The 14,036-nt window shown below is 64.2% G+C and carries 16 protein-coding genes; 8 read left to right on the forward strand and 8 right to left on the reverse strand.

The window, feature by feature from the left end:
* Positions 1-60: 60 nt before the first annotated feature.
* On the reverse strand, positions 61-948 hold the full coding sequence (locus MUN23_RS16255) for a glutamate ABC transporter substrate-binding protein (RefSeq protein ID WP_248759750.1): 888 nt from the start codon (positions 946-948) through the stop codon (positions 61-63).
* A gap of 73 nt (positions 949-1,021) precedes the next feature.
* The gene (locus MUN23_RS16260) at positions 1,022-1,777 is read right to left on the reverse strand and encodes an amino acid ABC transporter ATP-binding protein (protein WP_248759752.1); all 756 of its coding nucleotides are present in this window, start codon (positions 1,775-1,777) and stop codon (positions 1,022-1,024) included.
* Between the two features lie 117 nt (positions 1,778-1,894).
* Here MUN23_RS16260 and MUN23_RS16265 point away from each other — a divergent pair, with 117 nt between their 5' ends.
* The 4 genes from MUN23_RS16265 (at position 1,895) to MUN23_RS16280 (ending at position 4,761) form a co-directional block, all read left to right on the forward strand.
* Positions 1,895-2,677 carry a TIGR00730 family Rossman fold protein gene (locus MUN23_RS16265; RefSeq protein WP_056343990.1) on the forward strand — a complete coding sequence of 261 codons (783 nt, stop codon included), beginning with the start codon at positions 1,895-1,897 and terminating at the stop codon, positions 2,675-2,677.
* A 23-nt stretch (positions 2,678-2,700) separates the two neighbouring features.
* Positions 2,701-3,099 carry a DivIVA domain-containing protein gene (locus MUN23_RS16270; RefSeq protein WP_248759754.1) on the forward strand — a complete coding sequence of 133 codons (399 nt, stop codon included), beginning with the start codon at positions 2,701-2,703 and terminating at the stop codon, positions 3,097-3,099.
* A complete protein-coding gene (locus MUN23_RS16275; protein WP_371875927.1) occupies positions 3,096-4,343 on the forward strand; it encodes a hypothetical protein in 1,248 nt (415 codons plus the stop codon). The genes MUN23_RS16270 and MUN23_RS16275 overlap by 4 nt, the downstream gene beginning before the upstream one ends.
* Positions 4,344-4,578: 235 nt before the next feature.
* Complete coding sequence (locus MUN23_RS16280; RefSeq protein WP_248759756.1) at positions 4,579-4,761, forward strand: DUF3117 domain-containing protein; 183 nt, start codon at positions 4,579-4,581, stop codon at positions 4,759-4,761.
* Positions 4,762-4,844: 83 nt separating this feature from the next.
* Here MUN23_RS16280 and MUN23_RS16285 read toward each other — a convergent pair whose 3' ends face one another.
* Positions 4,845-5,477: an O-methyltransferase gene (locus MUN23_RS16285; protein ID WP_056343985.1), complete on the reverse strand. Its 633-nt coding sequence runs from the start codon at positions 5,475-5,477 to the stop codon at positions 4,845-4,847.
* A gap of 227 nt (positions 5,478-5,704) precedes the next feature.
* Between MUN23_RS16285 and sigE the strand changes: the two genes are divergently transcribed.
* The 3 genes from sigE (at position 5,705) to MUN23_RS16300 (ending at position 7,704) form a co-directional block, all read left to right on the forward strand.
* Positions 5,705-6,322 (forward strand): RNA polymerase sigma factor SigE, encoded by a 618-nt coding sequence (sigE, locus tag MUN23_RS16290; protein WP_248759758.1) that lies wholly within the window; start codon positions 5,705-5,707, stop codon positions 6,320-6,322.
* Between the two features lie 8 nt (positions 6,323-6,330).
* Positions 6,331-7,224: an anti-sigma factor gene (locus MUN23_RS16295; protein WP_248759760.1), complete on the forward strand. Its 894-nt coding sequence runs from the start codon at positions 6,331-6,333 to the stop codon at positions 7,222-7,224.
* A 69-nt stretch (positions 7,225-7,293) separates the two neighbouring features.
* A complete protein-coding gene (locus MUN23_RS16300) occupies positions 7,294-7,704 on the forward strand; it encodes a Sec-independent protein translocase TatB (protein ID WP_248759762.1) in 411 nt (136 codons plus the stop codon).
* 32 nt (positions 7,705-7,736) lie between these two features.
* Here MUN23_RS16300 and MUN23_RS16305 read toward each other — a convergent pair whose 3' ends face one another.
* Genes MUN23_RS16305 through MUN23_RS16315 form a run of 3 tightly spaced genes read right to left on the reverse strand, consistent with a single transcriptional unit; the run spans position 7,737 to position 10,925 of the window.
* Positions 7,737-8,864 (reverse strand): Mrp/NBP35 family ATP-binding protein, encoded by a 1,128-nt coding sequence (locus MUN23_RS16305; RefSeq protein WP_248759764.1) that lies wholly within the window; start codon positions 8,862-8,864, stop codon positions 7,737-7,739.
* Between the two features lie 11 nt (positions 8,865-8,875).
* Complete coding sequence (locus MUN23_RS16310; protein WP_248759766.1) at positions 8,876-9,649, reverse strand: DUF1003 domain-containing protein; 774 nt, start codon at positions 9,647-9,649, stop codon at positions 8,876-8,878.
* Positions 9,642-10,925: a magnesium transporter MgtE N-terminal domain-containing protein gene (locus tag MUN23_RS16315; protein WP_248759768.1), complete on the reverse strand. Its 1,284-nt coding sequence runs from the start codon at positions 10,923-10,925 to the stop codon at positions 9,642-9,644. The genes MUN23_RS16310 and MUN23_RS16315 overlap by 8 nt, the downstream gene beginning before the upstream one ends.
* 77 nt (positions 10,926-11,002) lie before the next feature.
* Between MUN23_RS16315 and MUN23_RS16320 the strand changes: the two genes are divergently transcribed.
* A complete protein-coding gene (locus tag MUN23_RS16320; protein WP_248759769.1) occupies positions 11,003-11,989 on the forward strand; it encodes a general stress protein in 987 nt (328 codons plus the stop codon).
* Between the two features lie 122 nt (positions 11,990-12,111).
* On the opposite strand, the gene MUN23_RS16325 is transcribed toward MUN23_RS16320, so the two are convergent.
* Together MUN23_RS16325 and MUN23_RS16330 are read right to left on the reverse strand one after the other, a co-directional pair.
* A complete protein-coding gene (locus tag MUN23_RS16325; RefSeq protein ID WP_248759770.1) occupies positions 12,112-13,029 on the reverse strand; it encodes a carbohydrate ABC transporter permease in 918 nt (305 codons plus the stop codon).
* Complete coding sequence (locus MUN23_RS16330) at positions 13,026-14,012, reverse strand: carbohydrate ABC transporter permease (protein WP_248759771.1); 987 nt, start codon at positions 14,010-14,012, stop codon at positions 13,026-13,028. The genes MUN23_RS16325 and MUN23_RS16330 overlap by 4 nt, the downstream gene beginning before the upstream one ends.
* Positions 14,013-14,036: the final 24 nt, after the last annotated feature.

A 14,036-nucleotide genomic window follows, 5' to 3' on the forward strand; every position in this document is an offset into this window, starting at 1 on the left:
GCAGGCTGGCGGCTTCCGGGGAACACGTTCAACGAATTCCCCGGAAGCCGCCGTGGCTGCCTAGTAGCGGTTGACGGCGGGAAGTTCAGGGGCGGTCTTGATGACCGAACCTGCAGTTGCTTCCCAGGCCTTCTTGTAGGACCCGTCCTTGCCAAACGCCTCAAGCTGGTCATTGATCCAGTTGCGGAACTCGGTGTCGTCCTTCTTCAGGCCAATGCCGTACGGCTCTTTGGTGAAGGTTTGATCCGACGCCAGCTTGAAGGCATCCGGTTCCTTGTCCACAAAGCCGGCCAGGATCACGTTGTCCGTGGTGATCGCTTCGACCTGCTTGTTGCGCAGCGGCTCAAGGCAGGCGGAGTACGTCTGGGCCGGAGCCAGGATAGCTCCGTACTTCTCCACGATCGTGGCGGCCGGGGTGGAACCGGTGACGGAGCAGACCTTCTTGCCTGCGACGTCCTCAGGCTTGGTGATGGACGTGTTGTCCTTGTTCACCATCAGCGCCTGGCCGGCCTCGTAGTACGGGCCCGCGAAGCTGACAACCTGCTTGCGCTTGTCATTGATCGTGTAGGTGGCGATGACAATATCCACCTTGCCCTGCTCGATGAAGGGTTCGCGGTTGGCCGAGACAGTCTCTGACCATTCAATCTTGTCCGCAGCGATGCCGAGCTTGGCTGCGATCAGCTTGCCCATCTCGACGTCGAAGCCCACCGGCTTGCCGTCCAGCCCCACCTGTCCGAAGAGCGGCTGGTCGTACTTTGTGCCGATCTTGATGGTGCCTGCGGCGGACAACTTGGCCATGGTGGTGCCGGCGGCAAAAGTCGGCTTGTCGGCAACAGTGGGATCGCTGGTGGTGCCGGGGGTGGTGCCGCCGCATGCGCTCAGGGACAACGCCAGGGCAGCAGTAGCCGCCACGAAGAACGACTTCCGGCGGGTCATAAATGCCTTCATGACATTCCTTTCATTGGTGGGCCGTGGGTCACGGCCTGGGTGCGAACTGGAGGGTGTGTTCGTTGATGGAAAATCAGTGGGTGAGCAGCTTGGACAGGAAGTCCTTCGCGCGGTCACTCTTCGGTTTGGTGAAGAATTCTTCCGGCGTGGCATCCTCCACAATCTGGCCATCCGCCATGAAAACCACACGGTCGGCGGCTTTCCGGGCGAAGCCCATTTCGTGTGTGACCACAACCATGGTCATGCCTTCCTTGGCCAGCTGGATCATGACGTCAAGGACCTCGTTGATCATCTCGGGGTCCAGCGCAGAGGTGGGCTCATCAAAGAGCATGACCTTTGGTTTCATCGCCAGGGCGCGGGCGATGGCCACGCGTTGCTGCTGGCCGCCGGAGAGCTGCGCCGGGAGTTTGGGGGCCTGGTGCCCCACGCCCACGCGCTCCAGCAATGCCATGGCTTCCTTGTCGGCCTGGGCCTTGGCAACGCCTTTGACTTTGATGGGACCAAGGGTCACGTTCTCAAGGATGGTCTTGTGCGCGAAGAGGTTGAAGGACTGAAAGACCATCCCGACGTCGGCGCGGAGCTGGGCCAGCTCCTTCCCCTCCTCCGGCAACACCTTTCCATCAATGCTGATGGTGCCGCCTTCGATGGTTTCCAGACGGTTGATGGCACGGCACAACGTGGACTTTCCTGAGCCTGACGGGCCAATGACCACCACCACTTCGCCCTTACGGACGTGGAGATTGATGTCCTTCAAAACGTGCAACTGACCGTAATGCTTATTCACACCATTCAGGGAGACGAGCGCATCGCCGGGCACATGAGTAGTCATAAAGAAGAATCTAGCGAACATTGGCTGGTTATGAGGTGAATCACGCCAAGTTCGCGCGGATCGTGATTCAAGAGATACCTGCCACAGGCACGCTGCCCTTGGCATTAGCCTTGGGGGATGAGCATCAACGCAGATCCGGCCAAAACTTCCCAGCCGCGCCGTAAGGGGCCCCTTGAACTCCGTCGCAAGCAGGCGGCTGTGGAAATGTCCGACCAGCATTTGCTTGATACCAAAGGCGCAGGACAGTTCGTCCATTCAGATCCCTGGCGTGTCCTCCGGATCCAGAGCGAGTTCGTCGAGGGGTTCGGGGCGCTTGCCGATCTGGGGCCCGCCGTCAGTGTTTTCGGCTCGGCGCGCACCAAGCCCGGCAGCCCGTACTACGAAATGGGCATGGAAGTAGGCCGAAAGCTGGCAGCCGCGGGCGTGGCCGTCATCACCGGCGGCGGTCCGGGTTCCATGGAGGCCGCCAACCGCGGGACCGTGGAAGGCAACGGCGTCTCCGTCGGCCTTGGCATTGAATTGCCCTTCGAGCAGGGCCTGAACCAGTGGGTGGACCTCGGCATTAACTTCCGCTACTTCTTCGCCCGGAAGACCATGTTCGTCAAGTATGCCCAGGGCTTCATCGTTCTTCCCGGCGGGTTGGGAACGCTGGATGAACTCTTCGAAGCCATGGTCCTGGTCCAGACCCGGAAGGTGACCTCCTTCCCGATCGTGCTCCTCGGCGTCGACTTCTGGGGGCCGATGATCGAATGGATCAAGGGCACCCTCGTGGCCGAGGGAATGGTCTCCGCAAAGGACCTGGACCTGATCCAGGTGGTGGACGATCCCGCCGAAGCGGTGCAACTGGTGTTGCACTGGACGCCCCCGGTTTCCACCAACGGCGAGCAACGGCCCGAATAGGCAGCCGGCCCATATCTGGCACGATGGGTGCTGTGAGTTTTTTCCTGGTCTACCTCGCCATCGTGCTGATCGCCGCCACCCTGTGGGCAGGCGCCGGTGGCCGCCGCGGCATTCTGCGCAGCCGCCGCCGGGGCAGTGAACCGGCCACAGGCTCCGAGGTCCCGGAGAATCCGATTCTCTACCAGGGGTTCGGGCAGCCGCCCGCCAACCTTCCGCCGGTGCTGCTGCCCGCGGACGCTGCACCTGCCGACGTCGACCGCGTCCGCTTCTCCCTCGGCCTGCGTGGGTACCGGATGGACCAGGTGGACCAGGTCCTCGACGAACTGCGGGACCAGATCGCGGCCAAAGACGAAGAAATGGGCAGGCTCCGGGCACGGCTGCTGGAATCGGAACGGGCGGCGCACCCGGAGGCCGGCGCTTGAGCACTGACACGGGGGACCGGACGGGCCCGACGGCGTTGATCACCGCATTCGGCGCCCGCGCCAGGTGGGCGGTCCAACGCTGGCCCTGGTGGCTACAGGTTGCCGCCCTCTACGCCACTGCCCGGCTGGTCAGCGCCTGCATCTTTATGGCAGCAGCCCTGCACCAAGGACCCAACCCGTGGTTTCCGGCCGGCCCCGACTACTGGAACTTCATCAATATCTGGGATGCGCGATGGTACGGCCGGATCATCACCGACGGTTATCCCTCACCGCTTCCAACGGATGCCGCCGGCAACGTGCAGGAAAATGCGTGGGCCTTCTATCCGCTCTTCCCGGCCCTGGGCCGTGCGCTCGCAGGCCTGACCGGAATCAGCCCTGCCGTGGCGCTGACGGTCGTCGCCATGCTGGCGGGGTTGGGTGCGGCGCTGGTTTTGTACTGCCTGTTCAGGCACAAGGCTTCGCACACCGCGGCGCTTTGGGGCGTGGCATTCTTCGCGACCTTTCCGGTGTCCGCCATTCTCCAGGTCCCGTACGCGGAGCCCCTTACCGTTTTCCTGCTGGCCACCGCCCTGCTGCTCGTCATCAGGCGTCACTATTTCGTTGCCATGCCGGTGGTCCTGCTGCTGTGCCTCTCCCGACCCGTGGGCGTTCCCTTTGCCGCCATGGTGGGGCTTCTCTTCCTCTGGCGACTGGTCGAACGGGGGCGCGGGGAGCGGCCGGGCACCCACAGCCTCGGGGAGCTGGCGTCCCTGGCGGGCCTTACCGTGGTGTGCGGTGCCTCGGCACTGCTGTGGCCGGCAGCGGCCTGGGCCGCCACCGGAGATATTGAGGCGTATACCAAAACCGAAACAGTGTGGCGCGGCCATGACCTGGTGCCCTTCAAGCCCTGGTTCGACGCCGGCGTCGACCTCTTTGGCCCCGTCCTGGGGATCGTGGCGCCATTCGTCTTTGCGGGCCTCTTTGCGTTCCTGCTGTTCTCCCCGCCGGTGGTCCGCCTTGGTGTGGAGCTGCGCTTGTGGTGCGCCTGCTACATGGGCTACCTCCTGGTGTTTCTCCACCCCCAGACCAGTACTTTCCGGATGCTGCTCCCGCTGTTCCCGCTGGCCCTGGCTGCCGCGCTCTTGTCCCGGTCGAAGGCATACCGCGGCACGGTCCTGACAATGTTTGTCCTGCTCCAAATCGTGTGGATCGTCTGGCTGTGGGCATGGGCGCAGCTTCCGGGCGGCGGCGATTATCCACCGTGATCGCAGGCGGCGCCTGGCCGGCGGATTGGGGAATCCGACGCGGCCGTAAATGTCCATCGATTAGCTACGTGCGGGTCATTACGGGATAATAGTAAGTAAGCAGGGACAAAAAGCATTCAGAAATGTTCAGCCATGGCGGCATCAGTACGGGCCGCCATAGCGGCTTGATTTGACCATGCGGACACAGCCCATCCGGGCTGATATGTCCTGGGACTAAATGGAGGGGAAATTCCTCATGGCGGCTATGAAACCACGCACCGGCGACGGCCCTATGGAAGTCACCAAAGAGGGCCGTAGCCTGATCATGCGCGTACCGCTCGAAGGCGGCGGACGGCTTGTGGTGGAACTGAACGCTGCGGAGGCGGCCAACCTTAAGGAATGCCTCGTCGGCGTGACTGAATCATCCAGGTCGGCATAATCCAGGTCGGCGTTGCCGAATAATCCCGCAGGGCCAAGGTCCGCAGCCAACCGGCTGCGGACCTTGGCTTATTTGCTGTGGATCTACTTCTTAACCGCGACCAGCAGGCCGTCGCCAGTGGGAAGCATCGCGGACGCCAGGCGGTCGTCGTCGCGGATTGCCTTGCCCACCTGGCGGAGCACCACAGTGTTGGACTCCCGGACAGCCGGGTTGGCCACGCGGTCCTTGTCCAGTGCGTCATTAATGATGAGCAGCCCGCCGGCCTTCAGGAGCCGGACGGCCTGTTCCACGTAGCCGGGCAGGCCGGGCTTGTCGGCATCAACAAACACCAGGTCATAAGCGGAGTCGGTCAGGCGCGGGAGGACGTCACCGGCGCGGCCGGAAATGGTACGGGTGCGGTTGGCCGGACTGCCGGCCTCCGAAAAAGCTTCACGTGCCGCCTTCAGGTGTTCGACGTCCACGTCGATGGTGGTCAGCACGGCCTGCGGTCCGAGCCCCCGCAGGATGCATACCCCCGAGACGCCTGCGCCTGTGCCGATTTCGACGGCGGTCTGGGCCTTCGAGCCCGCAGCCAACACCGTCAGGACCGCACCAACACCTGCGCCGATGGGCGTCACGCCCAGTTCGAAAGAGCGCTCCCTGGCACGAAGCATAACCTCATCCTCTGCGGGCAGATCTTCTGCATAGGACCAGCTCGTGGATTTGTCGGCGCTCATGTGATTCGCTTTCTGGGCGGCAGGGGAGTGTTTAGTACAGCCTACTGTGTGCGGGGGTGCCAGCCGCGGAAGGGAATCGTTGTGCCTCTGGCTGAAGAACCGCCCCGGTCAGGAAATTCCCAGCCAACTTTGAAATGATGGATATCCGGTCATCCGTGAGGTGATCGGCGCCGAACAAGAGATGTCAACAGTATCCGGGCGATAGCAATCCACGATGGGAGTGGACGATGTCAGCATCAGGTATGGCGCCTGTCCCTGCGACGCAAGATTCCGCCGCTGAATGGGTCAGGCCCACTTGGGAGGAAGTGGTGGCCAACCACTCCGCCAAGGTCTACCGGCTGGCGTACCGCCTGACGGGGAACAAGTTCGACGCCGAGGACCTCACCCAGGAGGTGTTCGTCCGCGTCTTCCGGTCACTGGAGAATTTCAAGCCAGGGACACTGGATGGCTGGCTGCACCGCATCACCACCAACCTGTTCCTGGACCAGGCGCGCCGGAAAACCCGCATCCGGTTTGACGCGCTGGCCGAAGACGCCGAGTCCCGGATCCCCGGGCGTGAACCCGGACCGGAACAGAGCTTCGAACACAACAACCTGGACCTTGATGTGCAGGCTGCCTTGGAGGAGCTGCCCCCGGACTTCCGCGCCGCCGTCGTGCTTTGCGACCTGGAAGGCCTGTCCTACGACGAAGTGGCCGCTGCACTCGGCGTCAAACTGGGTACCGTCCGTTCCCGTATCCACCGGGGCCGGACCATGCTGCGCGAAAAGCTGGCCCACCGCGATCCCAGGCCACAGCAAGGACGCACGCCAAAGCTTTCGCTGCCGCGCATCGCCAGTATCCTCTGATCGGCACCATGACGCCCCAGAACCCCTTCGGCCGCCGGCATCACCGCGGCGCCGACCACGTGCGGACCTGCGCAGAATGTGCAGCGGCGCTGAAGCGTGAACGCCAGTACATCGAGCGGCTCCGTGACGCGGCTGTGCCGCCTGCCAGCGAGGACCTGACGGCCCGGCTGCTGGTCAGGACGCAGCTGCTCGCGGCCGCGGCCGAGTCAGCCCCGAGCCCGTACCGGGCCGCGCGAGCCGTGGCACTTGCCGCCGGCGGGACAGCAGCAGCCGCTGGAATTCTTGCCGTCAGCGCGTTTGCGCTGGCGGGGGACAGCCTGCCCGTCGCCCAATCGGCCATCAACGGAAGCCTGTTGCAGCATACGGCCCAGCTACCGGCCGACGGCAGGGAGATCAGTGCTCCGCAGTTGTTGGCCCTACGCTCTGAAGGCTGGGTCTGTCCGGAACTGGAGCAACTTGGCTTCCACATCCGGAGCGCCAATGCCATAACGCTGAACGGGCGGCCAGCGGTGGAAATGCACCTGACTGATGGGCAACACTATGCCACCATCGTGGAACAGCATCCCGTGGACGCCCGGCAGCAGTCGGGTCAGGACGCCGAGCAGAACTCCGAACAGAACTCTGGTGAGAACGAGGGGAAGCTGCTGGTCAGCAGCTTGGCGCCCTGGACGGCCACCGTGGAGACCACTGCAGGAACTTTCACTGTCGAGTCAGACCTCCCGGCGGAGCAGGCCGATGACGCCGTTCCAGTGCTGCAGCGGCTCAGCGTCCTCGCCTTAGAAGGAATCAACGCGGGTGCCAGCACCGCGCCTGGCGAGTCCCCGGTGACCGCAGCGGACGACTCTCCAGGCGCCCGGTTGGAGCGGGGAATCCGCAAACTCGGGGAGATGCTGGCTCCGTGATGCAGGCACTTTGCGACGCTGGCGGGCAGGAATCGTCAGTGGGGCTCCGGAGAGGGTAATCTTCCTAAAGTGTTTGGAATCAACGGCCCGGAGTTCTTCCTCCTGCTGATCATCGGCATCCTGGTGATCGGTCCCCAGCGCCTGCCCGAATACACCCAGAAACTTGCGAATCTCGTGAAGGAAGTCCGCCGGATGGCCTCCGGTGCCCGGGAGCAGATCAAGGAAGAAGTGGGCATCGACATCGACGATGTCGACTGGAAGAAGTACGATCCCCGCCAGTACGATCCGCGGCGCATCATCAAGGAAGCACTCCTGGACGACGACGCCAAACCCGTCAGTGCCGGCGCTCCGGCAGCCGTGGCTGCCGTTGCCGGTGCAGGGGCGGCTGCCACAGGCGGGGCGGCTCCCTCCCGTCCGGAACGTGTAGTCCAGTCGCTGCCTCCGGGCGAACCCGCGCCGTTCGATACCGAAGCCACCTAGGCCCCCGCTGCCTCTGGTCGGCAACCGCTGCGTTAACGCGGCTGCAGGCCCAGTTTCATCCCCGTCAGGCCCCTGGGCCTGGCAGCAAGTTTTCCGGCAATTTCGGTGAGTGCAATGGCCGCCGGAGTCTCTGGCCGGCCAAGCACGATGGGCGCGCCGGCGTCGCCGCCTTCCCGCAACAGGATGTCCAGCGGAATCTGTCCCAGGAGCGGCACATCGGTGCCCACCGTCGTTGTGAGCCTTTCGGCGAGGACCGCCCCACCGCCGCTTCCGAACAGCTCCATCCTCCCGCCGTCGGGCATTTCCAGGTATGACATGTTCTCGATGACGCCGGCCACCGTCTGACCTGTCTGGGTGGCGATGGCACCGGCGCGCTCGGCGACGTCGGCAGCTGCGGCCTGGGGTGTGGTGACCACCAGGATCTCAGCCTTCGGCAGCAACTGGGCCACCGAAATCGCGATGTCACCGGTGCCGGGCGGTAGGTCGAGGAACAGGGCGTCGAGGTCGCCGAAGTAGACGTCCGTCAGGAACTGTTCCAGGGCCCGGTGGAGCATCGGCCCACGCCAGGCAACCGGCTGGTTTCCGGCGACGAACATACCGATGGAAATCACTTTTACGCCGTACGCCACCGGCGGCAGGATCATGTCGTCCACCCGGGTGGGCGCCTGCGTGATGCCCATCAGGGCCGGAACCGAGAAGCCATGGACGTCGGCGTCAACAATGCCCACACGCAGGCCTTGCGCGGCCAGGGCGCAGGCAAGGTTGACGGTCAGCGATGACTTGCCCACCCCACCCTTTCCGCTTGCCACCGCGAACACCTTGGTCAGGGACCCCGGCTCGTTGAACGGAATCCCGCGCTGCCCGGAGGCGCCGCGGAGCTGTTCCTTCAGGGCGTCCCGCTGGGCCTGGTTCATCACTTTCAGTTCAACCTCGACGGCGGTCACGCCCGGAACTGCGGACAACGCCTTCTCGGAGTCTGCGGTAATGGTCCCGCGCAGGGGGCAGCCCGCGATGGTCAGCAGGACAGCCAACCTGACCCGGCCGTCCGCAGCGACATCCACGGACTCCACCATGCCCAGTTCCGTGATGGGACGGCGGAGCTCAGGATCGATCACGGTGGCCAGCGCAGCGTGGACTGCCTGCTCCAGGGAGGCGCTCATGCGGGCGGGGCTCAGCTTTCGGTGGTGGGGATGTGCTTGGGGACGGCCGGGTCCTGGATTGCGGGGTCGGTAGCGGCAGTGCCCTTGGTGACGGCGTCCTTGGCGACAGTGTCGTTGGCGGCGGCATGGCTGGGTTTGACCTTGGGAATCTGCTGCGTGCGGGGGTTCCGCTGTTTGTCGCGCTTTTCCTTCAGCTTTTCCTTGACCTTCTCACGCGGGGACTCGTGGCTGCCGGATCCCGCGGGGTCGTGGGTCCGCAGTTCCTCCTGCGCTTCCAGCATGTCCTCCAGGAGTGTCCGTAGTTCGGCCCGGACGTAGTCGCGGGTGGCAACCTCGCGCAGCGCGATCCTCAGCGACGCCAGCTCCCGGGTGAGGTACTCGGTGTCGGCCAGGTTGCGTGCCGCCTGTTGGCGATCCTGCTGGAGGGAGACCCGGTCGCGGTCGTCCTGCCGGTTCTGGGCCAGCAGCAGCAGCGGGGCCGCGTAGGAGGCCTGCAGCGAAAGCATCAGTGTCAGGAGGGTGTAGCCCAGGAGGCGCGAATCGAACTGCCACTCCGCCGGTGCCCACGTGTTCCAGACCAGCCAGATGACGACGAAGACCGTCATGTAGACCAGGAACTGCGGCGTGCCCATAAACCGGGCGAAGCCTTCCGTCGCATGGCCGAATGCATCCGGGTCGGGTGAGAACTTCGGCAGGATGCGCTGGCGGCCACTCAGGGGTGTGTCGAGTCCGCCCTTGGCCGCCGCCTTCTTGCTGGGATTCTTGGGGGCGCCGGTGTCAGCCAATGCGGCCTCCCAGTTTTCTTATCGGGGCTTCGCCATCATAGGCGCGCCAGTCATCCGGCAACAGATGATCCAAAACGTCATCAACAGTCACCGCCCCTACGAGCCGGCCTGCGTCATTCACCACGGGAAGACAGTTCAGGTTGTAGGTGGCGAGCGTGCGCGCCACCTCGCTGATGTGGGCCTGGTCGGAGACCGGCTCAAGGCTCTTGTCCACGAGGTTGCCCAGAGGTTCCGGCGGCGGATAGCGGAGCAGTTGCTGGATGTGCACAACGCCCAGGAACCGTCCCGTGGGGGTTTCCAATGGGGGCCGGGTGATGAAGATGGACGAGGCGAGGGCGGGGGAGAGTTCCTCACGGCGGACGTGGGCCAGTGCCTCGGCGACAGTTGCCTCCGGGGGGAGGATCACCGGAACAGGCGTCATCAGGCCACCGGCCGTGTCCTCGTCGTATTCGAGGAGCCGCCTGACGTCCTCGGCGCCTTCGGGTTCCATGAGGCGGAGAAGCTCCTCCGCCTGTGCAGAAGGAAGCTCGGCGAGGAGGTCTGCGGCGTCGTCGGGGTCCATTTCCTCCAGGACGTCCGCCGCGCGTTCGACGTCGAGGGCGGAGAGGATTTCCACCTGGTCGTCTTCGGGCATTTCCTGCAGCACGTCGGCCAGGCGTTCATCCTGGAGTTCGCTGGCCACTTCGAAGCGGCGTTTGTCGCTCATTTCCTGCAGCGCCTCGGCGAAGTCAGCGGGTTTGAGGTCCTCGTGGTTGGCCACGAACTGGGTGGCTGCCTGGGGTTCGGTGCGGGCACCTTGGAGGGCGTCGGCCCAGTCGATGATCATGGTCTCGTTCCGGCGCAGCCGGCTGAGCGGGGACAGGGAGTGGCCCCGGCGGACGAACAGCTTGCTCACGAACCAGTCGCGGGACCGGTGCTGGTCCATGGCGATGTCCTCGATGGTGGCGTCGCCGCTGCCGTCACGGAGCGTCACGCGGCGGTCGAACATTTCCGCGACCACCAGCGTCTCCGCGCCGCGCTGCTCAAAGCGCCGGAGGTTGACCAGACCCGTGCAGATGATCTGTGTCTGGTCGATGGAGGTAATGCGTGTCATCGGCACAAAGACGCGCTTTTTACCGGGAACTTCGACGACGATGCCCACCACGTGCGGGGCGCCGCGGCTGCCACGCGAGAGCACCACTACATCGCGCAACCTGCCCAGGCGGTCGCCCAAGGGGTCGAAGACGTCAAGACCCAGCAGGCGGGCCACGAAGACGCGCGAAAGATTTGTACTCACGTCTACAGGCTACCGAGTCTGCTCTCTTTTAGCTGAATTTACAGGCGGCATACATGCTGATGGGCAAGAATGGATGTATGTCAAACATTTTTGGTGCTCCCAAGGCCGGTGGCCCCAGTGGGCCCGACGACGCCCGCACGGTGCCCACCGGTGACACCGTAGGCTCGTACACCTCTTACTTGGACGCCCAGAAGGCGGTGGACTACCTCGCCGACCAGCAGTTCCCGGTCCAGATGGTTTCCATCGTGGGCAACGAACTGAAGATGGTTGAGCGGGTGACCGGCCGCCTCAGCTACCCTCGGGTGGCTCTCTCCGGGGCGCTCAGCGGTATGTGGTTCGGCCTCTTCGTTGGCGTCATGCTTTCCTTCTTCGCACCATCGCCCGGCTACTTCTCCATCCTGGCGTCTGTGCTGATGGGGGCTGCCTTCTTTATGCTGTTCGGCATCGTCACGTATGCCATGCAGCGCGGAAAGCGGGATTTCACCTCCACCAGCCAGGTAGTGGCCACCAGCTACGACGTTGTGGTGTCGGTGGAAGCTGCCCATGATGCGCGCCGGCTGCTCCAGCAACTGCCCATGACCCGCTCGGACGCAGCAGCCGGCCCATACAATCCCCAGGGCTACCAGAACCAGCAGTACGGCCAGCCGGGCCAGCAGGGTCAGCACCGCGGCGAGCCGGGCCAGCCGGGCAAGCCGGGCAATCAGCCTGGTCCGGCACCCGCACGCCCTGCCAGTTGGAATGACCCCTACGGACAGCAGGGTGCCGGAACTTCGGGCCAAGGGACAGCCCAAGGTGCGGGCCAGGTCGCCGGCCCGGACCAGGTCACGCAGCCGGAGGCAGCGGCCCAGCCGGCGAAGGCTCCCGCTGCCGCCGTCCGCTACCCGGACCTCCCTGACGGCCGGCCGCAGTACGGCGTCCGCGTCACGGACCAGGCCACCGCAGGCGAGCCCGGCACGGAACAGCCCGGCACGGAACAGTCGGGCTCAGAACAGCCCGCGGCAGATCGGTCCCGGACGCAGACCCAGCCTGACTCCGCCAAGGACTCCGGCGAATCCACACCCTAAGCGGCGCCGCCGGAGGCCAGATTGACCCACGGCCCGAGGAACAGGGCCCGCAATAAAAAAACAACTCCGCCCGGAACAGCAACTGCTGTATCGGGCGGAGTTGTTTGTTGTTCGAAGCTGTTTTACTTGACGCCGCCGGCGGTCAGGCCGCCCACCAGGTACCGCTGGAACATGAAGTAGAGCACCACCACAGGGGCGGCACAGACCAGCGAGGCCGCCATCAGCTGCGAATACACGGGAATCGCACCACCCTCAACGGCGGAACCGAACACCTGCAGCGCAACTGCGGCCGTATGCGTGTCCGGGCGCGTGAACACCGACGCGAAAAGCACGTCATTCCAGCCCAGCAGGAAAGCGAAGATTGCGGAAACGATGATCCCGGGCCAGCTGAGCGGAATGATGATCCTGAACAGGATCCCGACGTTGGAGGCACCATCGATGCGCGCCGCCTCCTCCAGTTCCCGCGGCAGCCCCCGGATGTACGTGACCATCACCCAGGTTGAAAACGGCAAGGCGAACGTCAGGTAGGCGATAAACAGGCCCCAGAGCGTGCCGATGACGGTCACACCCAAATAAGTGCCTGCGGAGGAGAAGAGCACAAACACAGGCAGCAGCATGAGGGTTCCCGGGATGGACTGGAGACCCAGCAGCCCGCGCAGCACCGTCAGGCGGCCGACGAACTCAAACCGCACCAGCACGTACGCCGTGCCAATGGCCATGATCGCGGAGACAATGGCCGTGGCACCGGAAACGATCAGGCTGTTGCCGATTGCTTTCGCCAGCCCCACGGAGTCCCAGATCTTGGTGTAGCTCTCCAGCGAGAAGCTGCTCGGCCAGAACTCGCCGCTGGCGACGCCCACATCCGTGTTCAGCGAGGCTAGGAAGATATACAGGATGGGAACCAGCACCAGGGCGCAGAGCAGGACAGTGAGCGTGGCCAGCAGAGGCCGGGGCAGGAGGCGGGTGACCTCCAGGGCGGCATCACGCCGGATGGGCTGTTTCTGCTGCTGATCGATCGGATTTGCTGCGTCGATGGTCATTTCTTTCCTCCTTCGTGCACGTCAAGCCGGACCGCGCGCAGGTAGATGAAGAGAGGAATGGCAATCAGTACGAGCGAAACGACCGCCATCGCGGCGCTGAGGCCAAACCGGAAGCTCTGGAAGCTGGTGACGTAAACCAGGATCGGCAGCACATTCACATCGGATGGCGCCGGCGCGCCGAAGAGAACATACGGGAGTGTGAAGTTGTTGATGTGGTTCAACGTGGCAAGCAGGAAGGCGAGCGAAACCGGTCCCTTCAGGTAAGGGAAGATCACGTACCGCAGTTTGTTCCACCACAGGGCCCCGTCCAGGGCCGATGCCTCGTGGACCTCGTGGTCCACTGCCTGCAGGCCGGACAGTGCCAGCAGGTAGATGAACGGCCAGGCCGCCCAGATTTCCACCCACACCAGGGTCCAGTAGGCGTTCGGGCCGTTAAGCCACAAGCCGCCGTCCATTCCCATGTTGGTCAGTGTCACATTCACGATTCCATCCGGCTGCAACATGGTCCGCCAGACGCTGGCTACTACAAACGACGGCAGCACGTAGGGGATCAGGAAGATGGAGCGCACCACGGCACGGCCGCGGTAGGCGTTCTGGGTGACGACGGCGGCGGCCACGCCCAGCGGGATGGTCACCACCGTGGAAATCACCGCGAAGGAAACAGAAAGCCAGATGGAGCGAAGCAAGTCGCTGCTGACCGCCGCTTCAATGTAATTCTGGATGCCGATGAATTCGGCACTGACCCATTGGCGAAGGGTGTACTGATCCAGATCAATCAGGGACATCCAGATGCCCATGGCCAGGGGGATAAGGATGACGATCGTCATCAGCAGCCCGCCGGGAATCAGGAGCCAAAGAGGCCGGTTCCTCTCGCTGAGCCCTTTTCGTTGCTTCCCAGGGGGTGTGGTTTCGCCGGGTCCGGCGGCCTCCCCGGCCATCGGACTGCTGTCCGATGGCCGGGGCTCGGTAACGCTGCTAGCCATTTTCCGTAACCTTCCGCAGTTGGT

The sequence above is a fragment of the Pseudarthrobacter sp. SSS035 genome (genome assembly GCF_023273875.1).
Lineage (GTDB): Bacteria > Actinomycetota > Actinomycetes > Actinomycetales > Micrococcaceae > Arthrobacter.